We start from the raw sequence: 25,471 nt of genomic DNA, 5'->3' as shown, positions 1-25,471 counted from the left end.
CGTTAGTGGACGTTAACCTGCCTCCCATGACCGTGAATCTCGAAGTGGCCGAGGGCGTCGGCACCCTCCGCCTGGACCGTCCGCCCATGAACGCGCTGGACATCGCCACCCAGGACCGGCTGAAGGAGCTCGCCGAGGAGGCCGCGCGCCGCGACGACGTGCGCGCGGTCGTGATCTACGGCGGCGAGAAGGTGTTCGCGGCGGGCGCGGACATCAAGGAGATGCAGGCCATGGACCACACCGCGATGGTCCTGCGCGCCCGCGCCCTGCAGGACTCCTTCACCGCGGTGGCCCGTATCCCCAAGCCGGTCGTCGCCGCCGTCACCGGATACGCGCTCGGCGGCGGCTGCGAGCTGGCCCTGTGCGCGGACTTCCGCATCGCCGCCGACAACGCCAAGCTCGGCCAGCCGGAGATCCTGCTCGGCCTGATCCCGGGCGCCGGCGGCACCCAGCGCCTGTCCCGGCTGGTCGGCCCCTCCAAGGCCAAGGACCTCATCTTCACCGGCCGGATGGTCAAGGCGGACGAGGCCCTGACACTGGGGCTGGTGGACCGCGTGGTGCCCGCGGCGGACGTCTACACCGAGGCGCACGCCTGGGCCGCGAAGCTCGCGCAGGGGCCGGCGCTCGCGCTGCGTGCCGCGAAGGAGTCGATCGACGTCGGGCTGGAGTCGGACATCGACACGGGCCTCGCGGTGGAGCGCAACTGGTTCGCCGGCCTGTTCGCGACCGAGGACCGCGAGCGCGGGATGCGCAGTTTCGTGGAGGAGGGCCCCGGCAAGGCGAAGTTCCTCTAGGGGTGCGCATCGCGCCGGTGTGCATCAGGCCGGTGCGCATCACGCCGGTGTGACTCCTGCCGGGGCCCCTTGCAATTGACGGGGCGTCTGATCCGGGTCCCTCGATGGGGCGGTTCATGAAAGCCTCAAGGCAGCCTTGAGCCTGTCTTGTCGAGGGAGCCGGTCCGTTGCCTCCAGGTGAGCCGTCTCCGCAGGTCGCACGGGCTGCGGAGGCCCCCGAAGTGCCGTCGGCATATGCCGACCGGATCTCGCGGAACGGGTGCTCCCGGGGGGCGTATTCCTCCGGAACGGCCACGCGGACGCCGCTGGGCGGCCATGATGGGGGCATGGCGGGGCTGGAGGGCATCGAACAGCCGCGGGGACACGGCCGTGCGACGGCGGCGCGCTGGTCGCCCGCGGTGGAGGACGAACGAGCGCTCAAGGCGCTGGAGTTGTTCGGCAACCCGACGGAGGCGGAAGTTCCGCTGCCGTCCCGCCCGGAGTCGGCGGCCACGGCCCGCCGCCTCGCCCAGGTCGTGGTCCTGCGCCACTGGGGCCTCACGCCCAAGCTCACCGAGGACGCCGTGTTACTCGTCTCCGAGCTCGTGGGCAACGCCGTCCGCCACACCGGGGCCCGGGTGTTCGGCCTGCGGATGCACCGCCGCCGGGGCTGGATCCGGGTCGAGGTCCGCGACCCCTCCCGAGGGCTGCCCTGTCTGATGCCCGTGCAGGAGCTGGACATCAGCGGCCGGGGGCTGTTCCTGGTGGACAAGCTGGCGGACCGGTGGGGAGTGGACCTGCTGCCCAGGGGCAAGACGACGTGGTTCGAGATGCGGGTGGCCGACCGCTGAACCTCCCGAGGGCGAAGCCCTCGGGGCGCGCGGCCGGATCCATGTGCGGCCGTGCCGCATGGGTGCGGCCGGCCGCATCTGACCCGCGGCCCGACGACCGGATGAGTCAATCGGCGGGATTCCGGTCGAACCACCCTTAAATGGACACGTGCCCCCCACCGACCGCCGCTCCACCCTCCGCACAGCCGCCGCCGGACTGCTGACAGCCGTCACGGCAGGCTGCTCCCCGGCCACACCCCCCGCCCCGAAAGCCCCGCCCGCGACCGGCGGCCTCCGCGCCCGACCCGCCCAGATCACCCACGGCCCCCGCGACCGGCCCCATGTCGCCCTCACCTTCCACGGCGGCGGCGACCCGGCGACGGCCAGGGCCCTGCTGGAGACGGCCGAGCGGCACGGCGCCCGCCTCACCGTGCTGGCGGTGGGAACCTGGCTGGACGAGAACCCCGGGATCGCCCGCCGCATCCTCGACGCAGGACACGAGCTGGGCAATCACACCCAGCGGCACCTCGACATCAACGCCATGCCCGAGGCGGAGGCACACGCGGAGATCACCGAGTGCGCCGACCGGCTGAGGCGGCTCACGGGCTCCATCGGCACCTGCTTCCGGCCCTCCCGGGCCACCCGCGCCTCCCCGCTGGTCGAGACGCTGGCCCGCCGCGCGGGCTACCCGCTCGTGCTGTCGTACGACGTCGACTCACTCGACTTCACCGCCCCGGGGGCCGCCGCCGTCGCCCGGACCGTGCTCGGCGAGGTCCGGGCCGGCTCCGTGGTGAGCCTGCACTTCGGCTACGCCGACACGGTCGCCGCCCTGCCCGCCGTACTGGAAGAACTCGACCGCCGCGGCCTGCGCGCCGTCACCACCACGGAGCTGCTCAGCTGATGCGCCACCACCCGATGACCCGCACCCTCCTCGTCACCGCCGGCCTGCTCGGGCTCGCGGCCGTCGCCGCCTGCGGCTCCGAGACCGGGAACCGGGACGCCGACGCGCCCACCACCAGGGCCGCGGTCGTCCCGGCGCCGCCGAAGCAGAAACAGATCCAGGGGCTGCCCGGGATGCCACCGGTGCTGGACCCCGAGGACGTGTACGCCGCCGACCGCCCGAACCGGCTCTCGCCCGTGGTGAAGGACTTCCCGTCGCGGGTGTACGTCCCCAACACCGAGTCGGACACGGTGTCGGTGATCGACCCGAAGACGTACGAGATCGTCGACACGATCCACGTGGGGCGGCAGCCGCAGCACGTCGTGCCGTCCTGGGACATGAAGACGCTGTGGGTCAACAACAACCGCGGCCACACCCTCACCCCCGTCGACCCGAGGACGGGCAAGGCGGGCGAGCCGGTCGAGGTGCACGACCCGTACAACCTCTACTTCACGCCGAACGGCAAGTACGCGATCGTCATGGCGTCCCTCGACCGCGAGCTCGTCTTCCGCGACCCGCACACCATGAAGACGGTCAAGACCGAACCGGTCAGCTGCTACGGCGTCAACCACGCGGACTTCTCCATGGACGGCAGGTACTTCATCGTCTCCTGCGAGTTCAGCGGCGAGCTGCTGAAGGTCGACACCGAGAAGATGAAGGTGATCGGACAGCAGAAGCTGCCCTTCCGGGGCGCCATGCCGCAGGACGTGAAGGTGTCCCCGGACGGCAAGCGGTTCTACGTCGCCGACATGATGGCCGACGGCATGTGGGTGCTGGACGGCGACACGTTCGGCAAGCCGAAGCTGCTGCCCACCGGCAAGGGCACCCACGGGCTGTACGTCAGCCGCGACTCGCGCGAGATGTACGTCTCCAACCGAGGCGAGGGCACCATCTCCGTCTTCGACTTCACCCGGAACAGGCTCACCAAGAAGTGGCGCCTGCCCGACGGCGGCAGCCCCGACATGGGCGGCGTCTCCGCCGACGGCAAGGTGCTGTGGCTGTCCGGGCGGTACGACGCCGAGGTGTACGCCGTCGACACCCGCACCGGCACCCAGCTCGCCCGCATCAAGGTCGGCAGCGGCCCGCACGGCCTCGCGGTGTACCCCCAGCCGGGCCGCTACTCCCTGGGCCACACCGGCATCTTCCGCTGAAGCCCCTATCGGGCGCGCAGCAGGGCCTCCGCGCCCACCTGACGGTAACCGGCCGCCTGGAACGCCCGTACGCTGCGGGCGTTCCCCGGCGCCACCTGCGCCCACAGCGGCTCCCCGGCGAGCTGCCGGGCGGCCCGCACCAGCTCCCGCCCGAGCCCGCTGTGCCGCGCCTCCTCGTCGACCTCCACCGACACCTCGAGCCGCCCGGCGACGCCGCGTCCCGTCACCAGCACCCCGCCGTCCGTCGTCCAGGCCCGCACGTCGTCGCGCCGCAGCCGGGCGTAGGCGATCCGCGGATGCCCGGGGTCGGCGATCTCCTTCAGCGGCAGGGCCGGCTCACCGGGCAGGGGCGTGCCGACCAGCACGGCGTCCACGCACTCCGTCGTGCGGCCCGTGCGGGTGAGCAGCGCCGCGAGGAACAGCGGGTTCATGGTCGCGGCGAGCGGGTCGCAGTCCAGGCCGCGCAGGGTGTCGTGCACCCAGTCCGGGTCCTCGTCGGTGAACACCACGGAGTGGGCCGTGAAGGACATGACCCCGGCGTCCCGCGGTGACGGCTGCGCCACGACGGTCGTACGGCCGTCCGGTGGCGGGAAATCACCCCGCGCGGCCGCGTCGAGAATGCCCCGCAGCGTCTGTCCCACTGCCCCTCCTCCGGTCCTTGGCCCCGGCGCGGGTGGTCGCCGCACCGCGCTCACGGGCGGGCGGTTAGTCTGACCTGCGCCAGTACGAACGTACGACAGGCACGACGGCAAGGTTTGACGAAAAGGGGCGGATCGGTGGCCGACATCGAAGAAGCACGCAAGCAGTTCGACCGCATCGACACGGACGGTGACGGCCAGATCACGGCCGCCGAGTTCAAGACCGCCCTCGCCCAGGGCGGCGACTGGAACGTCACCGAGACGGTCGCCGAGGCGATCATCGCCAGCCGCGACCTGGACGGCGACAAGAAGCTGTCCTTCGACGAGTTCTGGGCCCACCTGAACAAGTGACGCGTGCGCGAAGGGGCGCTCGGCCGGCGAGAACGCCCGGTCGGGCGCCCCTGGTGCCGTCCGGCCTCACGACGCCCTGCGCCGGTACCGGCCGGGCGCCACACCGAACTCCCGCTTGAATGCCTTGGCGAAGGCGAACTCGGAGGTGTAGCCCGTGCGCTGGGCGACCAGCCTGAGGGGCGTGTCGTCCTCACGGAGGAGGCGGCCCGCGGTGGTCATGCGCCACCAGGTCAGATAGGTCAGCGGGGGCTGGCCCACCAGGGCCGTGAAGCGGCGGGCGAAGGCCGCGCGGGACAGGCCGGCGCGCAGACCGAGTTCGCCGACCGTCCAGGGGCGGGCGGGATCCTCGTGGACCGCGCGCAGCGCCGCCCCGATGCCGGGATCGGCGAGGGCGGACGCCCAGCCGGTGGGATGCCCGGTGCCGTCCTGGCCGTCGCGCTGCCACCAGGCGCGCAGGATGTACAGCAGCAGCGTGTCCAGGAGGTTGGTGACGATCGTGTCCGAACCCGGCTGCGGATCCGTGAGTTCCCGGCCGAGCAGCTCCACCGCCGCGCGCAGCGAGCCGTACGCCCCCACCCGCGCGGGCAGATGCACCACCTCGGGCAGCTCGGTCAGCAGCGGGTGCGCCCGGCTGCGGTCCAGCAGGTAGGCGCCGCACAGCATCACCGCGTCGGGCACCGGCCCCTTGGGCGGTGTGGGCAGCGCGGGCCAGCGGCCCTCCGCGTCGAGGGTCACCTCCTCCAGCGGCGCGTCGGGCGAGCTCGCGATGGCGTGCCCGCGCCCGTGCGCGAGGAACGCCACGTCGCCGGGCCCCATCGCGACCGGCTCGCCGTCCGCCGGCATCAGCCAGGCCGACCCGCGCAGCACCACATGGAACCCGGCGCCGCTCGCGGCCTCGAACCGCAGCCCCCAGGGCGCGTACTTGTCCCGCAGTCCCGAGTGCGGCCGTCCGGTGCGCATCGCGGCGACCGCGTCACTGAGCACGTCCATGCCCTCAACGCTAACCGGGCCGTGCGGCCGCGTCCCGCGCCGGAGACGATCGGACAGGAAACCGAGACCGTCGGGCATGGCCCGTCCCGCAGGGTGCTTCCTAGCGTTGACGGCATGTCAATCACCGCACGCGCAGTGCTGTTCCATGAGATCGGCGGCCCGGACGTCCTGTCCGTCGAGGAGGTCGAGCTGCCCGCCCCCGGCCCAGGCGAGGTGCTCGTCCGCGTCGAGGCGCTCGCCCTCAACCGCGCCGAGGCGCTCTTCCGCTCCGGCGGCTACTTCTACCAGCCGACCCTGCCCGGCTCCCGCAACGGCTACGAGGCCGCGGGCGTGGTGGAGGCGGTCGGCCCGGAGGTGACCGCCTTCGCGCCGGGCGACCCGGTGCTGTCGGCCGCCAACCGCGAGCTCAGCGACCACGGCGTCTACGGCGATCTGGTCCTGCTGCCCGAGACGGCCCTGGTGCCGCGCCCCACGGGGGTGGACGCGGAGACGGCGGCCGCGGTCTGGGTGACGTACTCGACGGCGTACGGCGCGCTCGTGGAGCGGGCCGGGATGCGGGCGGGCGACCATGTGCTGATCACCGGCGCGTCCAGCGGGGTCGGCACCGCCGCGATCCAGGTGGCCCGCCGGGCCGGGGCGGTGCCGGTCGCCACGACCCGCACCGAGGCCAAGCGGCGGCGGCTGCTGGAGCTCGGCGCGGAGCATGTGATCGTCACCGGGGCGGAGGACGTGGTCGAGGAGACCAGGCGGCTCACCGGTGGGCGCGGCGCCGAGATCGTGCTGGACGCCATCGGCGGCGCGGAGTTCGCGGCCCTGGGCGCGGCGGCGGTCGAGGACGGCACGCTGATCAGCTACGGCTGGCTGAACGAGCAGCCGATCCTGCTGCCCATGCGGTGGCCGCTGACCGTGCTGGGCTACAACAACTTCGCCCTCGTCGGGACCGCCGAGGGCCGCCGCCGCACGGCCCACTACATCGGCTCCGGCCTCACGGACGGCACGCTCCGCCCGGTCGTCGCCGAGGTCTTCGACGGACTGGACCGCATCCAGGACGCCCACCGCCTGATGGACTCCAACGCGCACACGGGCAAGATCGTCGTACGGGTCTGAGGCCCAGGTCGGGGCCGGGGTCCCCGTCGCGGGTCGCGGGTCGTGGGTCGCGGGTCGCGGGTCGCGGGTCGTGGGTCGTGGGTCTGGTCCCGGTTCCGGCCCGGTCCTGGTCCCCGGTTCAGGCCCGGTCCTGGTCCCCGGTCCCGGCCCGGTCGTCCCCGGACCCGGCCCGGCCGGGCGTCCCGCTCCGCGGGCCCGTCACCCGAACGGGGGTATTCCGTGGAGTCCGGGGAGTCCACGGAATAGCCGGTACCCGGCCGGGGTTGATGCCCCCGTACTTACATGCAAGTGCATCAACCCCGAAGGGTCTGTCATGAAGATCGGCATCATCGGCGCGGGCAACATCGGCGGCAACCTCACCCGGCGGCTCACCGCGCTCGGTCACGACGTCTCCGTGGCCAACTCCCGCGGCCCGCAGACCCTCACCGCCCTCGCCGAGGAGACGGGCGCGACACCCGTCCCCGTCGAACAGGCGGCCAAGGGCGCCGAGGTCGTCGTGATCACCATTCCGGTGAAGGCGGTCCCCGACCTGCCCGAGGGCCTGCTGGACGAGGCCGCCGAGGGCGTCGCCGTCATCGACACCGGCAACTACTACCCGAAGCAGCGCGACGGCCGGATCGCCGGCATCGAGGACGAGGGCCTGACGGAGAGCGGCTGGACCGCCCGCGAGATCGGCCACCCGGTCGTCAAGGTCTTCAACGGCACCTATGCCCAGGATCTCCTGGACCGCCACCGCCCGGCCGGTGACCCCGACCGCCTCGCCGTCCCCGTGGCCGGCGACGACGAGGCCGCCAAGGCCAAGGTCCGCGCCCTCGTCGACGAACTCGGCTTCGACACCGTCGACGCCGGCGGCCTCGCCGACTCCTGGCGCCAGCAGCCCGGCACACCCGTCTACGGCCTGCGCGGCGACGTGGCCGCGATCGCCAAGGCCCTGGCGGAGGCCTCCCCGGAACGCGAGCCGGAGCTCCGGGGCTGACGCGGCCGGCGGCTCAGCGCAGCAGGCCGGCCACGAACGCGTCGAGCACGCCCTCTCCCACCACGACCGTGCGGGTCCGCCCCTGCCAGTCGGTGACCGTGTGGGAGCGGGCGACGTCCCGCAGGGCCCGGACCTCGCCCGCTGAGCCGCCCCCCGTCCGCAGGTCGAGCGCGGCGACCGCGGCCCGGGCCCAGTCGCTCGCGCAGGCCACCCACGGCGACGCCGAGTCGCGGAAGGCCGCCGGAAGCGTCTCCCGCAGCCCCGCGAGCACGGCGAGACGCGCGCGCAGCGCCCGCTCCGCCCCCGGGGCCCCGCGCCGGTACGCCTCCGTGAGCGAGGCGAGACCCGGCGCCGCAAGCGTGCTCAGCCGGGAGGCGCGGTTGAGGTCGGCGAAGGCGCGCAGCGCGGTCAGCGCCTCGGTGTCGCCCTCGGCGAGCACGGCGAGACCGGCGTCGAGCGCGGCGGCCGGGCGGTAGGCGCCGGGGTTCCAGGTGTAGGCGGCGAGCGAGAACAGGGCCGGGTCGGAGGCGACGGCCTGGTTCATGGGATTGGCCGTCACCCCCTCGACCTCCGCGGGCAGACCGCGCTCGCGCCCCTCGTACGGGCCGAGCAGCAGATGGTCCGCCGTGTAGTCGTTCGCCGGGTAGTTGTCCCACACCAGCAGGGGGTGGCCGTACAGCCGGCGGGCCTCCCGGGCCTGATCGGCGCGCAGGGTCGGGGAGACCACCAGCGGGCCGGTCCACATCACGGTGGTCCGCCGGTCCAGCAGGCCGGTGAAGGCGGCCTTGTAGGCGCTGGCCCGTGTGCCGTCGTACTCCGTGGGGACCGTGATCAGCTCGGCGGCGCCGGGACGCCGGTCGAGGAAGTCGCGCCGGACCGCGTTCAGCAGCTCCGCCTGGGCACGTCCGACCGCGCCCTCTCCGCTGCCGTACACCGAGGCGTCCTCGGCGCAGTTCCAGCGCGTGATGTCGATGTCGTCCAGCGGAACGGCGTAGGAGCGGACCCCGATGTCCCACAGCTGGCGGAACTTGCGGACGAGCGCGGCCCGGTCGGAGGGGGAGGAGTAGCACACCGACGGGCCGGGGGAGAGCGCGTACACGAACGAGACGTGGTTCTGCTCGGCGCGCCCCACCAGCTCGCCCAGCTCGGCCAGGCGCCGCGCGGGGTACGCCTCCCGCCAGCGGGCGCGCAGATACGTGTCGTCCTTGGGGCTGTAGACGTAGGTGTTCAGCTTGAAGCGCGCCGCGAAGTCCAGCTGCTCCAGCCGTTCCCGGTGGGACCAGGGTGTGCCGTAGAACCCCTCGACGACACCGCGGCGCGGGGTGGCCGGCCAGTCGCGGATGCGCAGCGCGGGCAGGGTGCCCCGGGCGCGGGCCGCGCCGACCGGGCGGACCAGCTGGGCGAGGGTCTGCGCGGCGTGGAAGGCGCCTGCCGGGTCCACCCCGGCCAGAACCAACCGGGGTTCGCCGTCGTCGGCCCCGGCCACCAGGACGTACCCGCCGGCCTCCAGCTCGCCGGGGGGCTCGACCGCGAACGGTCGCAGGGCCTCGGCGGCCCCGTCGCTCACCACGGTGACCAGGAGCGCGCCCTCGTCCGGCGGGCCGCCCACGCTCACCCGCCGGGCGCCGCCCGCCCGCAGGGTCGCCACGACGGAGTCCAGCGTCGCCGGGTCGGTCCCCGCGTCGGCCTGCACCGCCACGTCGGTGCCGATGCGTACCGAGCCGTGGTCGCGGCGCACGCTGCGCGGCGCCGGCCACAGCGCGGGCACGGCGGGACCCGCGTCGTCGGCCCGGGTCGTCCCCGCCGCGTTCCCGGGGGGAGCGGCCGCCGTTCCGCCGCCCCCGCCGTCCGCGCAGGCGCGGGCGAACACGATGAGCACGAGTCCGAGCGCGAAACCGAGCAGCAGTGCCGGCGGGACGCGCAACGCGCGCACCTGCGTCCCCCTCCGACGGGTCACGTCAACTCCGATGGGCCGCAACGTCAACTTGCCTGTCGTGCCGAGGATATGACGGACGGCCAGTCGCGGCGGGCGAATCCGGTGCCGGCCCATGCGATTCACGGATTCGGCAGCGCTGTGCGCCAGTTGGCGTAGACACTGCCGTCGACTGCTCATATCCAGATAGTCGTGGGGCGAACGCGCTCCCCAGCCACGAGCAAGGAGGTCGCCGATGGTGGCGCCCGATCCGCAGAGTCACTGGATCGTTCTCCTCGACATCGAGGACTTCAGTCTGCGCCCGGAGACCGCCCAGGCGACACTGCACGAAGAGCTCTACCACGTCGTCGAGTTCGCACTCGGCCGCGCCGGTCTGGACTTCGCCGCCTGCGCCGTGCAGGACCGCGGTGACGGCATGCTGCTGCTGGTCCCGATCGGGACCAGTCCCACCAGGCTGCTGCGTGAACTGATGCGCGGCCTGGAGGACGCGCTCGTGGAGCACCGCGGCAAGTACAACGACGAGCACCGGATGCGGCTGCGGGTCGGACTGCACCAGGGCCTGGTCATCCGCCGCGGCGAGCGGTGGACCGGCAACGCCGTCAACGACCTGGCGCGGCTGGTCGACGCCGGACCCGTCAAGCAGGTGCTCGCCCGGGCAGGGCGGGCCCACCTGGTACTGGTCGTCTCCGACGAGATCCACCGGTCGGTGGTGCGCGGCCGCTACCCCGGCATCGACCCCGCGGCCTACCTCCCCGCCGACTTCGTCACCAAGCACGGGGAACCGCGCCGGGGCTGGGTCACCGTACCCGGCTATCCGGCGCCACCCGGACTTCCCGCGGAACCGGGGGAGCCGCCGAGCGGCCGGGGCGCACCGGGGGAAGCCCCCGGCACCGGCGGCTACGCGGGAGGAGTGGGCGGCGGCGCCGACCGGGGGAGCCCGGTGCCGCCGCCCACGCTCAGCGCCCGTGACGTGCGGGACAGCCAGATCGCGGTCGGTGACGGCGCCACCGCCGTCGGCGGCGATCATCTCGAGGTCGGCGGTGACTACTTACGTGTCGACGGCGACTACGTGGGCGGGGACAAGCACGTCCACCACCACCCCGGCCCCACGGCGCCCGCGCCCCGCCGCACCACCTCCGCGGACGGCTCATGAGCACCCCCGCCGCACCGCAGCCCGCCGGGGCTCCCGCACCGCAGCCCGCCACCCCGAGTCCCGCCGGACCCGCCGGACCCGGCGGACCCGGCAGCCCCCAGCCCGCGGGCGCGGGCGCGGGCTCCGGCCCGCAGACCGCCGGTGACCCGCCCCCCGCAGGCGGCGAGGGACAGGCGCCCGCCGGCCCTTCCGCGCCCGAGGCGAGCAACGTCGGCGCGGGCGCCAGCGCCAGCCGGGCCACCGCCCGCACCGGCCAGGGCAGTCTGCGCGCCGGACTGCTGCGCGAGGCATGGACCCACATCGGCGGCGACCGGGTCGACGGCGACAAGATCGTGATCCAGACGGCGGGGGACCGCGGCGTCGTGCTGCGCGCCCTGGCCGGCGGGGTCGTCGAGATCGCACGGCACGCCTTCCAGCCCCCGCCCCGCTGGGACGAACTGCAGGCCGACGCCTGGCAGCGCCGCTCGGTGGTGCTGCGCGGACCCGGCGGCGCAGGCAAGACCGCGGCGGCCCTGCGCCTGCTCATCGCCGCGGGGGCACAGCGCTGGTACCTGCTGGACTCGGTGGCCGAGCTGACCCGGCTGACCGAGCTGCGGCAGCTCGGCAGCGGTGCCGGGCTGCTGCTCGACCGGCCCCGCGACATCGGCGACCTGCGCGGACCCCAGCTGGCGGGCCTGGAGGACCTGCTGGAGCGGGCCGACTCCCGTCTGGTCCTGGTCGCCGGGCCGGACGCCGAACTGGACCGGAGCCTCGCCGAGTACCTGCAGCGCGTCAGCCGCCCGGACGACCTCGCCGCCCTCCTCGCCGCCCATCTGGCGCACCGGCTCGGCGAGGAGGACGCCGAACGCGCCCTCGCCGCCGACGGCGTCCCCGGCCTCGTCACCGAACTGCTCGACGCCGGTGCCGCCTGCCGTGACGCCGCCCGGCTCGCGGAGATCCTCGCGCACGAGTTCGGCGCCGGCGACGTCGACCTCGACCGGATCCGCAGCCGTATGGACCAGACCGGCGGCGAGGGCCCCGAGGAGTGGTTCGAAGGGCTCGGCGACACCGGACTGCGCACCCAGGCCATCGCCCTCGCCGTGCTGGGCGGTCTGCCCCAGGAGGACGTGGCCCTCGCCGCGTCGAGCCTGCTGGACCGCTTCCGCAGCGAGCGCGGCGTGCTCACCGCCAGCGTCGCCCAGGGCCCGGTTCCGCTACGGCACGACCCGTTCGCCCAGTCCCGCAGACTGCTCGCCGAGAAGCTGCGCTCGCGCACCGTCGCCGCCGTCACCCGCGGCAGTTACGGCCGGCTGCCGTGCACGGTCGCCGAGTACCGCAACCCCGACTACCCGCCCCGGATCATCCGGCACGTCTGGTCCGAGTACCGCATCCAGCAGGAACTGGTCGACTGGCTCGCCGAGCTGGTCGACTCGCCCTCGCAGCAGGTGCGCAGCTTCGCCGGGACCGCGCTCGGCCTGATCGCCACCGAGGCCTTCGACCACATAGCCACCCAGGTCTTCCCCGTCTGGATCGGCGACAAGGACTCCGGCTCCCTGCGCCGCGAGGCGATCGCCTACGCCCTGCGCGTGTGCGCCCGCGACCCCGCGCTGCGGCCCGGGGTCCGCGCCCTCGTCGAGGGCTGGTACCTCAGCGGCACCTGGGAGTTCCAGGCCGCCGCCGCCCGCGCGTACGGCCTCTGCCTGGGCGGCGCCGACCTCGGCACGGCCGTGCAGGCGCTCACCCGGCTCGGCACCGTCGACCACATCGGGGTCGCCATCGCCATCGGCGACGCCTGCGCCGACCTCGTCGAGGACGACGTCGCCGCACACGCCACGGTGGTGCTGCACGCGGTCGCCGAGATGGCGCACGAGCCGTCCAGCCGGGCCTGCGGCCACCTGGTGTTCCTGATCCTCGCCGACGCCCTGGTCTCCGAGGAGCCGGCCACCGCGGGCTCCGCGGCCCGCAACCGGCCGACCCTGCTGAGGCTCGCCGCGCAGGCCCCGCCCGGCAGCGAGCCGCGGCGGCTGCTCGGCTATCTGTGGTCGGAGGTGATCGGCGGCGACCTCTTCTCCGACCAGGCCGCGAACGTCCTGGAGGGTTGGGCCGCCCAGGCCGAGACCGACCCGCTGCTCCTGGACGACCTGGTCCGGGTCCTCGTGGAGGACGTCGCCGTGCGCTCGCCGCGCGTCGGCCGGCTCCTGGAGCGCCAGGCGAAGCGCTGGACCGAGCGTGACCGTTTTCGTCCCCTGCCCCGCTCCTCGGCGGTCCTCGGCAGCGCCCTGCGCGCCCGGTTCGCCGCCGCATCCGCTCAGACCGGAGGTGCCCGGTGAACCAGCCGGTGTCGTTGATCGCCGACCAGTCGCCCGTGCCCCGCGTGGCCGTCGGGCCCACCAAGGCGACCCAGCCGCATCTGGCGGTCGTCTACGCCACCGCGGCCGGCGAGGTCGAATGCTTCGAGGGCCGTCCCATGAGGCCGACCCAGCAGTGGTTCTCCAGGTTCCGCACCCGGTACGAGGTGGACATGCGGCCGCACCGCCGCACCGCCGTGCTGGGCCGCAACCCCCTGGTCTCCGCGGACGGCGTGCACATCTTCGAGGTCACCGTCTCCTTCTCCTTCCGCGTCGACGGCTGGCAGGGCGCCGAGAACTGGGTGCGCGCCGGACTGCCGGACGCCCTGCCGGTGGTGCACGGGTACCTCGTGGGCCGCTTCCACGGCGCCGGGCACCGCTTCCCCATCGAGGACTTCCACGGCCTCGAACGCCACCTCAACCAGCTCGTCGCCGCGCCGGTGGTGCTGCCCGAGGGCCTGCAGATCTACGGCTGCCAGGTCTCGGCGCGGCCCGATCCCAAGTCCCTGTCCCACCTGGAGTCCCTGATCGAGGCCGGCCGGCGCGAGGCGCTGGGCGCGGCCGACCACGTGCCGAACCGGGGCGACCTCGTGCGCGGGGCCGAGCTCGACGCGATGCGGCAGAAGTTCCAGATCGACGCGACGGCCCGGCAGGCCGACGCGCTGGCCGGCACCCTGACCTCGAGCGAGGGCCTGATCCGGCACTATCTGGTCACCCACCCCGAAGACGCGGCCGGCGCGTTCGAGATGGCGCAGCGGCTCGCGGAGGCCCGTGCGGCCACCGCCGAGCTGCAGAACCAGCGGGCGCTCGGGCTGTTCCAGGTGATGGCCGAGAAGGGACTCATCCAGTCCGGCGACCTCGACCAGATGCGCGAGATGCTGACCGGGACCGTGGGCCGCGCCACGGGCGGTGGGGGACAGCTCCCGTCCGCCACCGCGCCCGGCCTGACCGCCGCCCGCCCCTGGGACCCGCCCCAGCTCCAGGCGGGGCCCACACCGAGCGCCTCGCTCCAGCCCGGCCCGGCCGCCTCGCAGCAGCCGGCGCCGAGCGCCGCGTACCAGTACGCGCCGGGCGCCGCACAGCACCCTGCCCCGGGCGCCTCCGCCCCGGGCGCCCACGTCCAGCCCGGGGCCCCGGCCGACCCGGACGCCTTCGGGCAGGGCGGCGCGCCCGCCCGGGCCACACCCGGCGCGGGAGCCGGGGGGTATGCGCCCACCCTGCAGAACCTGCCCGCCGGGGCAGGCGTCCCCCGGCAGCAGGCGGCACCCGCGCCGTTCACCGGGGCGGCGCTGATCTACCTCGTCGTCGACGAGTCCCTGAGCCGCGAGTGCATCGGCGAACTCCAGCGCGGCCTGGACGCCCTGCACTCGGCGCTCGTCGGCGCGCCCGAGGTCGCCGCCGTGCTCCGGCTGTGCGTGCTCGGCATGGCCGGCACGACCGAGCAGCGACTGCCGCTCGCCCAGGTGGGGCCGGGCACACGGACCCCTCTCCTGATGGGCCGTGCCGGGCTGTCGTACGCCGAGGCCTTCCGCACGCTGAAGTCCCTGATCGGGCAGGACGCCACCCTGGTCAGGAGCGAGGGGCGCCAGGTGCTCAGGCCCGTCGTCTACTTCGTGTCCGGAGGCGTCCCCGACGAGGGCGGCGCCTGGCGGGACGCCCACCGGGAACTGACCGACCAGAACGCCAACCCGGCCGCACCCCGGCTGGTCGCGCTCGGCCTCGGCAAGGCGGAGAAGCAGGCCGTCGCGGCGATCGCGACCTTCGCCGAGTTCGCCTTCCTCGCCGCACCGCACCAGGACGCCGTCTCCGCCGCCCACAACGTCGCCGCGTTCCTGCGCGACAGCGTCGTCGGCTACGGGCGGGGCCTGGCCGGCGGCGAGGCCAACTTCACCATCAGCGCACCCGACGGGTTCCGTCGCGCGGAGGACGCCCTGTGACATTCCGGTGCGCAGCTGATGCGACGTCACCTAACCTACGGCTCACGTGAGTTCACCCCACCAGATCACCTCTCAGGTCACCCACGCGTCCCCCTGGGACAAGAACGGAACGACGATGATGGAAAGCAACCGGGGGCACTTGCTCCCCATCTACGTCCTCGCCGACGAGTCGGGCTCGATGTCCGACAACATCGACGACCTCAACGACGGGCTGAGGTCGCTGCACCAGGCACTGCTGGGCGAGCCGATGGCCGCGGCCAAGGTGCGCTTCTCCGTGCTGGGGTTCTCCGACGACGTCGTCGAGCGGGTCCGCCTGGTCGACCTGCGCAGCGCGAACGAGTTCCCGCGCCTGACCACCCGCGGCATGACCAGCTACCGTGCCGCCTTCGAGGACCTGATCACCCGCATCCCGTCCGACGTGGGCGGCCTCAAGGCCGAGGGCTACCAGGTGCACCGGCCCGCCGTGTTCTTCTTCAGCGACGGCCTGCCCAACCGCGGCGAGGACTGGCAGGACGCGCACCGCCGGCTCACCGACCGCGGTGTCACCCTCGGCGCGCCCAACATCATCGCCTGCGGCATCGTCGACGCCGACGCGCAGACCATCAACGCCGTCGCCACCCAGCCCGAGTTCGGCTTCATCGTCAACAAGGGGGTCGACGTCGGCGCGGCCATCGCCAAGTTCTGCGCGTCCCTCACCAAGAGCGTGATCGCGTCGGGGCGTTCGCTGGCGTCGTCCTCCCCCCAGCTGGTCGTGGACAAGCCGGAAGGCTTCACCGTCGCGATCGATGTGATCTGACGTGAACTTCTGGTCCGAGCGGCGCGCCGCCGCGGGGCACGGGGACGAGGCCGCGCGGCCGGTGCCGCCTCCGCCGGGCCCCCCGCCCGAGCTGTACCGGGAGCCCCAGCCGCCCCAGTTCTACGACTGGCAGTACGAAGAGGGTCTCGCCCCGCAGGCCGCCGCGCCGCAGGCCGCCCCGCGGGAGGAGGACGAGGGGCGCTGCGCCGACCCGTGGCGTCCCCTCGTGGTGGGCACGCCGGTGCCGCGGTTCGACCCGAGGCCGCCCGGCGGTCTGTCGTACCGCCCCGACACCGTCTGCGACGGCTGGTCGACCGCCGAGCTCGACCTGCGCCTCGCGTCGGTGCGCGGCTACCAGCACCGCTACGACGGCCGCCCCCGCGAGGACGACGCGGCGGCGGCCTGGGACCCGGACAGCGGCACCGTGCTGTTCGCCGTCGCGGACGGCGTCTCCGACGCCCGGCAGCCGCACATCGGCTCCCAGCTGGCCTGCCGGGCCGCCGTCGACGAGATGTCCGCCCAGGTGCGTGCCTCTCAGGGCCGGGTCACCGAATGGCGCAAGGTGCTGCAGATGATCCACTGGCAGCTGCGGGCCCAGGCCGGCCGCATCCTCGGCCTGCCGCAGGAGGCCGAGGTCGCGGAGACGGCCGATCTGCTCGCCACCACCCTGGTGGCGGGCGTCGCCACGCCCACCGCCGAGGGCGTCGCCGTCGGCCTGCTCTGGGTGGGGGACTCCGGGATCTGGCAGATCAAGCACGACCGCCTCTACCCCATGAAGGGCGGCAAGCAGGCCGGCGCCGACGGGCTGGTCTCCTCCGCCGTGCAGCCGTTGCCCTATGTGCCCGCCGAACCCGGCCGTTTCGACTTCGTTCTGGAACCGGGCACGGTCCTGCTGGTCGGCACGGACGGCTTCGGCGATCCCGTCGGCGACGGCCGCGGCGACGTGGGCCGGCTCTTCGCCGACCAACTGCGCAAGCCCGTACCGCCGTTGGGTTTCGCCCACCTGCTCGACTTCTCCCGCGAGACCTTCGACGACGACCGCACCCTGCTCGCCCTGTGGCCCCGCAGCCCCGGCACGGGAGGCCGCAGATGACCGGTCTGTCGGTGTCCTGGGTCCGGCCCGACCAGCTCGGTGACTACCAGGCGCACCGGCTGGGCGGAGGCGGACAGGGCACGGTGTACGGGGTGCCCGCGCCGCCGGGGAAGTTCGCGGGGCAGTACCTGGCGTACAAGGAGTACGCCTCGGGTGTCGGGTTCGACCCGGACGTCCTGCACGACATGGTGTGCTTCCGGCTGCAACTGTCCCAGGGGGAGCGGAGCTTCCTCGACGACAGGCTCACCTGGCCGCGCGCGATGGTCTACACGGGCTCCCCGCCGGCCACGCTGCCGCCGTCCCGGAACGCCGGCACCGCCGTGCGGGGCTTCCTGATGCCCAGGGTGATCCGCGACTTCGAGCTGCACAGCCCGATGTTCCAGGAACCCAAGCAGCAGGCCCTGGAGTTCCTGCTCAACGGCGACGACTACGGCGTCAGGATCGGGCTGGTCGTCGACGACACACAGCGCCTCGCGCTCCTCCTGGACCTGGCGCGCACGCTGGAGCGGCTGCACCGCAACTCCGTCGTGGTGGGCGACCTGTCCCCGAAGAACGTGCTGTTCACCCTGATCGGCACGCCCCGCTGCATCCTGATCGACTGCGACTCCATGCGCTACCGCAACAAGGACGTCCTGCCGCAGGTGGACACCCCGGACTGGGAGGTGCCCGAGGCGCAGAAGGGGACCATGGCGGCGGACTCCTGGAAGTTCGGCCTGCTGGCCATCAGGCTGTTCGACCGGCAGCAGGACAGCACCGACGCCGGGCCGCTGCGGGCCGCCTCCACCGAGCTCGCGGGCCTGGCCACCCGCGCCCTCCAGCAGGACCCCCGGCGCAGGCCGGCGCTCTCGGACTGGATACGCCCCCTGGAGCTGGCCCACTACCGCCTCAGCCGCGCCCGCGCCGCCGCGAACACGACGACGGCGACGAACACGGCGACGAACACGGCGGCGAACGCGACGGCGACGAAAGCGGCCAAGACCGCGACCACGACGACGAACACCAGCACGGCCGCGACCACGACGACGAACACCAGCACGGCCGCGGCCACGAACAGAACGGCGGCCACGAACAGAACGGCGGCCACGAACAGAACCACGGCCACCCACACGAACACGACGGCGACCGCGACCACGAACACCGTGCCGCCCCGGACCGCCCCGCGGACCCCTTCCGCACCGGCGCCGAGTCCGCAGCCCACCCCCGTGCGGACTCCGTCGCCGCAGCCCGCCTCGGGCGGCAACAGCTGGGTGGGCTGGACGATCTTCGTCGTCCTGCTGCTGGTCGGCGGCGGCTGGGCGGCGAACAAGTACTGGCCGGAGGTGGCGGACGTGCTGGACTCGCCCGACACGAGCGCCAGTTCCTCGCCGCTGACCGATTCCGGCGACGGGGCGGGCGTCTCCCCGGACGGCGGCGGGGCCGAGGGGACCTCGGACACCGTGGCCGAAGCACCCGGAGCCTCCGTGGACTTCTCCCAGGCCGCCGACGACCCCGGGGCGAAGGCGGTGGCCGGCATGTTCGCCCGCTACTTCGGCGCGATCAACACCGGGGACTACGACACCGCCCTCGACCTCTACGACCCCGGCACCCGCGTCGTCGACGTCGACTCCGGCGAGAGCCGCGCCGCCTGGAAGGAGGTCATGGCCACGACCGAGGACAACGACATCGTGCTCAGCGACGTACGGTCCGAAGGCGGCTACACCGTCGCCACCGTGAGCTTCCGCAGCAGCCAGGACTCCGGCTACGGCCCGGAGCCCGACCCGAGCGAGACCTGCACCGACTGGAGAATCGACTACCAGCTGACCGACAGCGACGGCTACCGCATATTCAAGGCGCCCAGGGAAGGCGTCGAGCACACGCCCTGCTGAGGCCGCCCGGCCGCCGGGCCCCGGGGCGCAGGCCCGGGGCCTCACTCACCGGGGCCTCACTCACCGGCGGCCAGCAGCTTCAGCCGGTCCACGGACCGCACCAGGAGCGACTGCCTCCCCGTCACCACCCAGCCCCGGGCACGCCACTGCTCCAGGACCCGGCTCACCGTACGGCGGGAGGTGAGCAGCAGACCGGCGAGGTCGTCCTGGGTCAGGGCCAGCCCGACCCGGTGTCCTGAGCCGTCCGGCTCGGGCTGCCCGCAGCGTTCGACCAGGTCGAGCAGGAGGGCCGCCAGCCGGGCCGGCACCGGCTCCGTGATGCCGGTGCGCTGCACGTCGGCCTCCCGCAGCCGCTGCGACAGGGTCTGCTCCAGCGCCGCGGCGATGCCCGGCCGGGAGCGGGCCAGGCTGTGGAACCGGGCGGCCCGCACCTGGAGGACGTCGACCGCGGTGGCCGTCACCAGTGAGGCCGAGCGGCGCCGCCGCTCCAGGGCGGCCTGCTCACCGAGCAGTTCCCCGGGGCCCCGCAGCGCGAGCAGGGCGCGGTAGCCGGCGTGGGACTGGGCGACGATCTTGATCCAGCCGTGCAGCAGCACGATCAGATGGTCGGAGTCCTCGCCCTGGGCCAGCAGCAGCCGGTCGGCGGGCAGCGACACGACGGCCGTGCCCTCGGCCAGCGCCGTGCGGTCGGCCGGTTCGAGTGCCTGCCAGAAGGGGGCCGGGCGTCTGCTCATCGGTCAGCTCAGCAGCCAGGCGAGCGCTGTGACGAGGACACCGGCGACGGCGAGGACCAACGACTGCCGAACGCGCCGGTGCTTGGCCCACGCGATCTCGCTCATGTCGACGAGCTGACGCGTGAGCGAGTTGAGGGGAGAGGTGGTGGTCAGCGTCTCGGCGAGCCTCGCGGGCTCCCAGTGGCGCAGGTCGCCGAAGAACACGAAGTGCTCCCGCCAGTCGTGCGGCCGCCGGGTGCGCAACCGGGGGCTGACCACCGACACGGACGCGAGCGCGGCGACCCCGAGCAGCACGGCACCCAGCCAGAACAGGAGCCGCGGGGCCGTGTCGGCGGCCTGCGCCGGATGGTGATCGGCCTTGGCGAACGCCACCATCGCGCCGAGCGCGGCCGACTCGAGCGTCAGCGCGAACCCGGCCTTCGCGTCCACCTTGCCCGTCCAGTCGGCCAGAGCCGAGTGGATGCGCCACGCCGTCTCCACGGCATCCGTCTCCGCCATGCTGCTCCGCCCCCTCCTGGCCGTGCCGCAACTGCATGAGTGTGGCCACGCACGACGCCCGTGAAACCTGATCGGAGCCGGCGATCGGTTCAGCGGGTCATACGACGTCCAGCGGCCGGTGCGGGCCCTGCGGAAGTTCCACCCTCACCGGATCGCCGGGCCGCACCACGCCCCCGGTGAGGACGACGCTCATGATGCCGGACTTGAAGCGCGCGGCGCCGTCGGCGTCCCGGCCGACGACCTGCTTCATCAGCCCCTTCCGGAAGCCGTCGATCTGCGCGCACGGGTTGCGCAGCCCGGTCACCTCCACGACGGCCTCGTCCCCGAGGTGCAGCCGGGTTCCGGTGGGCAGGCCGAGGAGGTCGATGCCGCGGGTCGTGACGTTCTCCCCGAGCTGTCCCGCGGCGACCTCGAACCCGGCCTCGGCCACCTCGGCGAACAGCTCCTCATGGATGAGGTGCACCTGCCGCAGGTTCGGCTGCGAAGGGTCCTTCCGCATCCGGAACCGGTGCTTGACCGTCGTCCCGGCGTGCACGTCCCCCTCCACGCCGTGCCCGGCGATCAGCGTGATGCTGTCCCGGTTGGGCTTGGTGAAGGAGTAGGTGCCGTTGCTGCTGACCGCAGCGATGGTGCCGCTCATGGAACGCGTTCCCCCGATGTCCGTGCGATGGCGCGTGCGCCGGTCCGTGCTCAGCACTCGATGATGTTGACCGCGAGCCCGCCGCGGGCCGTCTCCTTGTACTTGACCGACATGTCCGCGCCGGTCTCCTTCATGGTCTTGATGACCTTGTCCAGGGACACCTTGTGGGAGCCGTCGCCGCGCATCGCCATGCGCGCGGCGGTGACGGCCTTGACCGCGGCCATGCCGTTGCGCTCGATGCAGGGGATCTGGACGAGGCCGCCGACGGGGTCGCAGGTGAGGCCGAGGTTGTGCTCCATGCCGATCTCGGCGGCGTTCTCGACCTGCTCCGGGCTGCCGCCCAGCACCTCCGCGAGGGCGCCGGCGGCCATCGAGCAGGCGGAGCCGACCTCACCCTGGCAGCCGACCTCGGCGCCGGAGATGGAGGCGTTCTCCTTGAAGAGCATGCCGATCGCACCCGCGGCGAGCAGGAAGCGGACCACGCCGTCCTCGTCGGCTCCGGGCACGAAGTTGATGTAGTAGTGCAGTACCGCCGGGATGATGCCGGCCGCGCCGTTCGTCGGGGCGGTGACCACCCGGCCGCCGGCCGCGTTCTCCTCGTTCACCGCCATCGCGTAGAGGGTGATCCACTCCATCGCGAGCGCCTGCGCGTCGCCCTCCGAGCGCAGCTTGCGGGCCGTGGTCGCCGCACGCCGCTTCACCTTCAGGCCGCCGGGCAGGATGCCCTCGCGGGACATGCCGCGCGACACGCACGCCTGCATCACGCGCCAGATGTCGAGCAGACCCTCGCGGATCTCCTCCTCGGTGCGCCAGGCGCGCTCGTTCTCCAGCATCAGCGCGGAGATCGACAGGCCCGTCTCCTTCGTCAGGCGCAGCAGCTCGTCGCCCGTGCGGAACGGGTACTTCAGGACCGTGTCGTCCAGCTTGATGCGGTCCTCGCCGACCGCGTCCTCGTCGACGACGAACCCGCCGCCCACCGAGTAGTAGGTCTTCGACAGCAGCTCGGCGCCGGAGGCGTCGTACGCCCACACCGTCATGCCGTTGGCGTGGTACGGCAGCGCCTTGCGGCGGTGCAGGACCAGGTCGTCGTCGAAGGAGAAGGGGATCTCGTGCTCGCCGAGGAGCCGGATACGGCCCTCAGCCTTGATCGACTCCACCCGGTCGTCGGCGCCCTCCACGTCGACCGTGCGCGGCGAGTCGCCCTCCAGGCCGAGCAGCACCGCCTTCGGGGTGCCGTGGCCGTGGCCGGTCGCGCCCAGCGAGCCGTACAGCTCGCAGCGCACCGAGGCGACGGAGGGCAGCAGGCCCTCGTTGCGCAGCCGGCGGGCGAACATGCGCGCCGCACGCATCGGGCCCACCGTGTGGGAGCTGGACGGGCCGATGCCGATCGAGAACAGGTCGAAGACCGAGATGGCCACGTCGACTCCTCAAAGCTGGGGTGGCGGGGCACCCGGGATCGCCGGGTACCCCGCCGGGGACTTACTTGTTCAGGCCGGGGTACAGCGGGTGCTTGTCGGCGAGCGCCTGCACCCGGGCCTTCAGGCTCTCCGCCTCGGCTTCCCCGAAGGGAGAAGGCGCCTTGAGCGCCTCCGCGATGACGTCCGCGACCTCGGCGAAGTCCTCGGCCGTGAAGCCGCGGGTCGCCAGGGCCGGCGTACCGATGCGCAGACCGGAGGTCACCATCGGCGGACGCGGGTCGTTCGGGACGGCGTTGCGGTTGACCGTGATGCCCACCTCGTGGAGCCGGTCCTCGGCCTGCTGGCCGTCGAGCTCCGACTCGCGCAGGTCGACCAGGATCAGGTGTACGTCCGTACCACCGGACAGCACGTTGATCCCGGCCTCACGGGCGTCGGCCGCGGTGAGCCGCTCGGCGAGGATGCGCGCCCCGTCCACCGTACGCCGCTGGCGCTCCTTGAACTCCTCCGAGGCGGCGACCTTGAAGGAGACCGCCTTGGCGGCGATCACATGCTCCAGGGGGCCGCCCTGGAAGCCCGGGAAGACGGAGGAGTTCAGCTTCTTCGCGAACTCCTTCTTCGCCAGGATGATGCCGCCGCGCGGGCCGCCGAGCGTCTTGTGCGTGGTGGAGGTCACCACGTCCGCGTACTCGACCGGGTTGGCGTGGAGCCCTGCCGCGACCAGGCCCGCGAAGTGCGCCATGTCGACCCACAGGTACGCCTCGACCTCGTCGGCGATCCGGCGGAACTCCGCGAAGTCCAGCTCACGCGGGTACGCCGACCAGCCGGCGATGATCACCTTCGGGCGGTGCTCCTTGGCGAGCCGCTCCACCTCGGCCATGTCCACCAGACCGGCGTCGTCGACGTGGTAGGCGACCACGTCGAACTGCTTGCCGGAGAAGTTCAGGCGCATGCCGTGGGTCAGGTGACCGCCGTGCGCCAGGTCCAGGCCGAGGATCGTGTCGCCGGGCTGGGCCAGCGCGAACAGCGCGGCCTGGTTCGCGGAGGCACCGGAGTGCGGCTGGACGTTGGCGTACTCGGCGCCGAACAGCTCCTTGATCCGGTCGATCGCGATCTGCTCGGTGACGTCGACGTGCTCACAGCCGCCGTAGTAGCGGCGGCCCGGGTAGCCCTCGGCGTACTTGTTGGTCAGGACCGAGCCCTGCGCCTCCATGACCGCGAGCGGAGCGAAGTTCTCCGAGGCGATCATCTCGAGCGTGGACTGCTGCCGCACCAGCTCCGCGTCGACCGCCGCGGCGACCTCCGGGTCGAGCTCGTGCAGGGGCGTGTTCAGGACGGACATGGGTCTCCTCAGCCGGCGGTGTGGGCGTCGTACTCGTCGGCGGAGAGCAGGTCGCCCGGCTCCTCCGCGACGCGCACCTTGAACAGCCAGCCGCCCTCGAAGGGGGCGCTGTTCACCAGCGACGGGTCGTTCACCACGTCCTCGTTGATCTCGACGACCTCGCCGGTCACCGGGGAGTAGAGCTCGGACACCGACTTCGTCGACTCCAGCTCACCACAGGTCTCGCCCGCGGTGACCTCGGTGCCGACGGCCGGCAGGTCGGCGTACACGACATCGCCGAGCGCGTTGGCCGCGAACTCGGTGATGCCGATCGTCGACACGCCGTCCTCGGCGGCCGACAGCCACTCGTGCTCCTTGCTGTAGCGCAGCTGCTGGGGGTTGCTCATGGCCTGAATTCTCCTGTACGCGGGAACGTGCTGATGACGGGGGGACTGCAGGAAACGTGCGTGAACAGCGGGAATGTGCGTGAGGTCACGCACCGCCCGCTCGCAGTGTCTACTTCTGGCGCTTGTAGAAGGGCAGCGCCACGACCGCGTACGGCTCGTGGGTGCCCCGGATGTCCACGCCCACGCCCTCGGTGCCGGGCGCCGCGTGCGCGGCGTCGACGTAGGCCATGGCGATCGGCTTGCCCAGGGTGGGGGAGGGGGCGCCGGAGGTGACCTCGCCGATCACCTCGCCGCCCGCGACCACGGAGTAGCCCGCGCGCGGCACACGACGGCCTTCGGCGACCAGGCCGACGAGCACCCGCGGCGGGTTCTGCTCGGCCCGCGCGGCGGCCTCGGTGAGCGCCTCGCGGCCCACGAAGTCGCCGTCCTTGTCGAACTTCACGACCCGGCCGAGGCCGGCGTCGAACGGCGTCAGCTCCGCCGTCAGCTCGTGCCCGTACAGCGGCATGCCCGCCTCCAGGCGCAGCGTGTCCCGGCAGGACAGACCGCACGGGATCAGGCCGACGCCCTCGCCCGCCTCGGTCAGCGCCTGCCACAGCTCCACCGCGTGCCCGGGCTTCACGAACAGCTCGAAGCCGTCCTCGCCCGTGTAGCCGGTGCGCGCGATCAGCGCGGGGACACCCGCGACCGTGCCGGGCAGGCCGGCGTAGTACTTCAGGTTGTCCAGGTCGGCGTCCGTCAGCGACTTCAGGATGCCGGGGGACTCCGGGCCCTGGACCGCGATCAGCGCGTACGCGTCACGGTCGTCGCGGACCTCGGCGTCGAAACCGGCGGCGCGCTCGGTCAGCGCGTCCAGCACCACCTGGGCGTTGGAGGCGTTCGCGACGACCATGTACTCGGTCTCGGCCAGCCGGTAGACGATCAGGTCGTCCAGGATGCCGCCGTCGGCCTGGCAGATCATGGTGTAGCGGGCGCGGCCCACGCCGACCGCGGCGATGTTGCCGACGAGCGCGAAGTTCAGGAAGTCCGCGGCCTGTGCGCCGGTGACGGTGATCTCGCCCATGTGCGAGAGGTCGAAGAGCCCGGCCCTGGTGCGCACGGCGTTGTGCTCGTCGCGCTCGGAGGCGTAACGCAGCGGCATGTCCCAGCCGGCGAAGTCGGTCATCGTCGCGCCCAGCGAACGATGCAGCGCATCGAGCGCGGTGCGACGGAGTTCGGTACTGCTCATCGGTCGGTCGTCTCCCAAGTACACGACAGGCGAGGTCATTCCTCCCCATCTGTCATCGGAACCTGAGAGGTTCGCCATGACCGCCCGTACAACGGGTGTACAGGAGAGGGCATGGCTTGCACCTTGGGTGGGACCACTGAACGACAGCGGCCCGCTTTTCAGATGTGCCTCGCCCGCGCGGTAACGGGGCCTGAGAGATTCAAGGGAGGGACTTGCTCCTTCGGCGCCCCAGCCAGGCTGGGAACTCTCCCGCGCGGATTCAAACGGCCGGTATGCAGTTGGCGGGCCCATCATTGCACGCATCCGCCCGGCACGGCAGGCCGCATCTGTGACCGGCCTGTGGCAGTACGCACACGAAATCACCGGCC

Annotated in this window: 23 protein-coding genes and 1 riboswitch; of the genes, 13 read left to right on the top strand and 10 right to left on the bottom strand. The window is 73.1% G+C overall.

The annotated features are described in order from the left end of the window. Positions 1–26: 26 nt before the first annotated feature. The 4 genes from ACIGXJ_RS31520 (at position 27) to ACIGXJ_RS31505 (ending at position 3,694) form a co-directional block, all read left to right on the top strand. Positions 27–794, top strand: a complete 768-nt coding sequence (locus ACIGXJ_RS31520; RefSeq protein ID WP_399652573.1) for an enoyl-CoA hydratase/isomerase family protein — start codon at positions 27–29, stop codon at positions 792–794. A 326-nt stretch (positions 795–1,120) separates the two neighbouring features. Next, the gene (locus tag ACIGXJ_RS31515) at positions 1,121–1,624 is read left to right on the top strand and encodes an ATP-binding protein (protein WP_399652570.1); all 504 of its coding nucleotides are present in this window, start codon (positions 1,121–1,123) and stop codon (positions 1,622–1,624) included. 148 nt (positions 1,625–1,772) lie between these two features. After that, positions 1,773–2,504 (top strand): polysaccharide deacetylase family protein, encoded by a 732-nt coding sequence (locus ACIGXJ_RS31510; protein WP_399652568.1) that lies wholly within the window; start codon positions 1,773–1,775, stop codon positions 2,502–2,504. Then, positions 2,504–3,694: a YncE family protein gene (locus tag ACIGXJ_RS31505; protein ID WP_399652566.1), complete on the top strand. Its 1,191-nt coding sequence runs from the start codon at positions 2,504–2,506 to the stop codon at positions 3,692–3,694. The genes ACIGXJ_RS31510 and ACIGXJ_RS31505 overlap by 1 nt, the downstream gene beginning before the upstream one ends. Positions 3,695–3,699: 5 nt before the next feature. Here the strand turns inward: ACIGXJ_RS31505 and ACIGXJ_RS31500 are convergent, their stop codons facing one another. Then, the gene (locus tag ACIGXJ_RS31500) at positions 3,700–4,335 is read right to left on the bottom strand and encodes a GNAT family N-acetyltransferase (RefSeq protein WP_399652563.1); all 636 of its coding nucleotides are present in this window, start codon (positions 4,333–4,335) and stop codon (positions 3,700–3,702) included. A gap of 135 nt (positions 4,336–4,470) precedes the next feature. Here ACIGXJ_RS31500 and ACIGXJ_RS31495 point away from each other — a divergent pair, with 135 nt between their 5' ends. Further along, entirely contained in the window at positions 4,471–4,683 is a 213-nt protein-coding gene (locus ACIGXJ_RS31495) for an EF-hand domain-containing protein (protein ID WP_399652561.1), read from the top strand. A 66-nt stretch (positions 4,684–4,749) separates the two neighbouring features. On the opposite strand, the gene ACIGXJ_RS31490 is transcribed toward ACIGXJ_RS31495, so the two are convergent. After that, complete coding sequence (locus ACIGXJ_RS31490; protein WP_399652559.1) at positions 4,750–5,673, bottom strand: AraC family transcriptional regulator; 924 nt, start codon at positions 5,671–5,673, stop codon at positions 4,750–4,752. Between the two features lie 114 nt (positions 5,674–5,787). On the opposite strand from ACIGXJ_RS31490, the gene ACIGXJ_RS31485 reads away from it, so the two are divergent. Together ACIGXJ_RS31485 and ACIGXJ_RS31480 are read left to right on the top strand one after the other, a co-directional pair. Beyond that, on the top strand, positions 5,788–6,780 hold the full coding sequence (locus ACIGXJ_RS31485; RefSeq protein WP_399652557.1) for a zinc-dependent alcohol dehydrogenase family protein: 993 nt from the start codon (positions 5,788–5,790) through the stop codon (positions 6,778–6,780). 313 nt (positions 6,781–7,093) lie between these two features. After that, positions 7,094–7,756 carry an NADPH-dependent F420 reductase gene (locus ACIGXJ_RS31480; RefSeq protein WP_399652555.1) on the top strand — a complete coding sequence of 221 codons (663 nt, stop codon included), beginning with the start codon at positions 7,094–7,096 and terminating at the stop codon, positions 7,754–7,756. A 13-nt stretch (positions 7,757–7,769) separates the two neighbouring features. Here the strand turns inward: ACIGXJ_RS31480 and ACIGXJ_RS31475 are convergent, their stop codons facing one another. After that, entirely contained in the window at positions 7,770–9,689 is a 1,920-nt protein-coding gene (locus ACIGXJ_RS31475; protein ID WP_399652553.1) for a beta-N-acetylglucosaminidase domain-containing protein, read from the bottom strand. 235 nt (positions 9,690–9,924) lie between these two features. Between ACIGXJ_RS31475 and ACIGXJ_RS31470 the strand changes: the two genes are divergently transcribed. Genes ACIGXJ_RS31470 through ACIGXJ_RS31445 form a run of 6 tightly spaced genes read left to right on the top strand, consistent with a single transcriptional unit; the run spans position 9,925 to position 18,860 of the window. Beyond that, positions 9,925–10,842 (top strand): hypothetical protein, encoded by a 918-nt coding sequence (locus ACIGXJ_RS31470; protein WP_399652551.1) that lies wholly within the window; start codon positions 9,925–9,927, stop codon positions 10,840–10,842. Next, complete coding sequence (locus tag ACIGXJ_RS31465; protein WP_399652549.1) at positions 10,839–13,151, top strand: hypothetical protein; 2,313 nt, start codon at positions 10,839–10,841, stop codon at positions 13,149–13,151. The genes ACIGXJ_RS31470 and ACIGXJ_RS31465 overlap by 4 nt, the downstream gene beginning before the upstream one ends. Continuing rightward, positions 13,148–15,106: a hypothetical protein gene (locus tag ACIGXJ_RS31460; protein WP_399652547.1), complete on the top strand. Its 1,959-nt coding sequence runs from the start codon at positions 13,148–13,150 to the stop codon at positions 15,104–15,106. The genes ACIGXJ_RS31465 and ACIGXJ_RS31460 overlap by 4 nt, the downstream gene beginning before the upstream one ends. Before the next feature lie 46 nt (positions 15,107–15,152). Further along, positions 15,153–15,902 carry a VWA domain-containing protein gene (locus ACIGXJ_RS31455; RefSeq protein ID WP_399652545.1) on the top strand — a complete coding sequence of 250 codons (750 nt, stop codon included), beginning with the start codon at positions 15,153–15,155 and terminating at the stop codon, positions 15,900–15,902. A gap of 1 nt (position 15,903) precedes the next feature. Then, positions 15,904–16,995 (top strand): protein phosphatase 2C domain-containing protein, encoded by a 1,092-nt coding sequence (locus ACIGXJ_RS31450; protein WP_399652542.1) that lies wholly within the window; start codon positions 15,904–15,906, stop codon positions 16,993–16,995. Continuing rightward, entirely contained in the window at positions 16,992–18,860 is a 1,869-nt protein-coding gene (locus ACIGXJ_RS31445; protein ID WP_399652539.1) for a hypothetical protein, read from the top strand. Before ACIGXJ_RS31450 ends, ACIGXJ_RS31445 begins: the two co-directional genes overlap by 4 nt. A gap of 56 nt (positions 18,861–18,916) precedes the next feature. Here the strand turns inward: ACIGXJ_RS31445 and ACIGXJ_RS31440 are convergent, their stop codons facing one another. The 7 genes from ACIGXJ_RS31440 to gcvT form a co-directional block, all read right to left on the bottom strand. Next, entirely contained in the window at positions 18,917–19,594 is a 678-nt protein-coding gene (locus tag ACIGXJ_RS31440) for a Crp/Fnr family transcriptional regulator (RefSeq protein WP_399652537.1), read from the bottom strand. A 3-nt stretch (positions 19,595–19,597) separates the two neighbouring features. Continuing rightward, positions 19,598–20,092, bottom strand: a complete 495-nt coding sequence (locus tag ACIGXJ_RS31435; protein ID WP_399652535.1) for a Pycsar system effector family protein — start codon at positions 20,090–20,092, stop codon at positions 19,598–19,600. Positions 20,093–20,189: 97 nt separating this feature from the next. Then, on the bottom strand, positions 20,190–20,732 hold the full coding sequence (locus tag ACIGXJ_RS31430) for an MOSC domain-containing protein (protein ID WP_399652533.1): 543 nt from the start codon (positions 20,730–20,732) through the stop codon (positions 20,190–20,192). A 50-nt stretch (positions 20,733–20,782) separates the two neighbouring features. Continuing rightward, positions 20,783–22,150: an L-serine ammonia-lyase gene (locus ACIGXJ_RS31425; protein ID WP_399652530.1), complete on the bottom strand. Its 1,368-nt coding sequence runs from the start codon at positions 22,148–22,150 to the stop codon at positions 20,783–20,785. 61 nt (positions 22,151–22,211) lie between these two features. Next, positions 22,212–23,489: a serine hydroxymethyltransferase gene (glyA, locus tag ACIGXJ_RS31420; RefSeq protein ID WP_399652527.1), complete on the bottom strand. Its 1,278-nt coding sequence runs from the start codon at positions 23,487–23,489 to the stop codon at positions 22,212–22,214. Positions 23,490–23,497: 8 nt separating this feature from the next. Next, a complete protein-coding gene (gene gcvH, locus ACIGXJ_RS31415; RefSeq protein ID WP_399652525.1) occupies positions 23,498–23,875 on the bottom strand; it encodes a glycine cleavage system protein GcvH in 378 nt (125 codons plus the stop codon). 109 nt (positions 23,876–23,984) lie between these two features. Continuing rightward, positions 23,985–25,103 (bottom strand): glycine cleavage system aminomethyltransferase GcvT, encoded by a 1,119-nt coding sequence (gene gcvT / locus ACIGXJ_RS31410; protein WP_399652523.1) that lies wholly within the window; start codon positions 25,101–25,103, stop codon positions 23,985–23,987. Between the two features lie 168 nt (positions 25,104–25,271). Next, positions 25,272–25,365: riboswitch (glycine riboswitch) on the bottom strand. Positions 25,366–25,471 lie beyond the last annotated feature (106 nt).

Source organism: Streptomyces sp. NPDC053367 (assembly GCF_044545925.1).
In the GTDB taxonomy this organism is placed as follows: Bacteria; Actinomycetota; Actinomycetes; order Streptomycetales; family Streptomycetaceae; genus Streptomyces.
The sequence above is the reverse complement of the archived record's forward strand: the minus strand, read 5'-3'. Positions and strand labels throughout refer to the sequence as shown.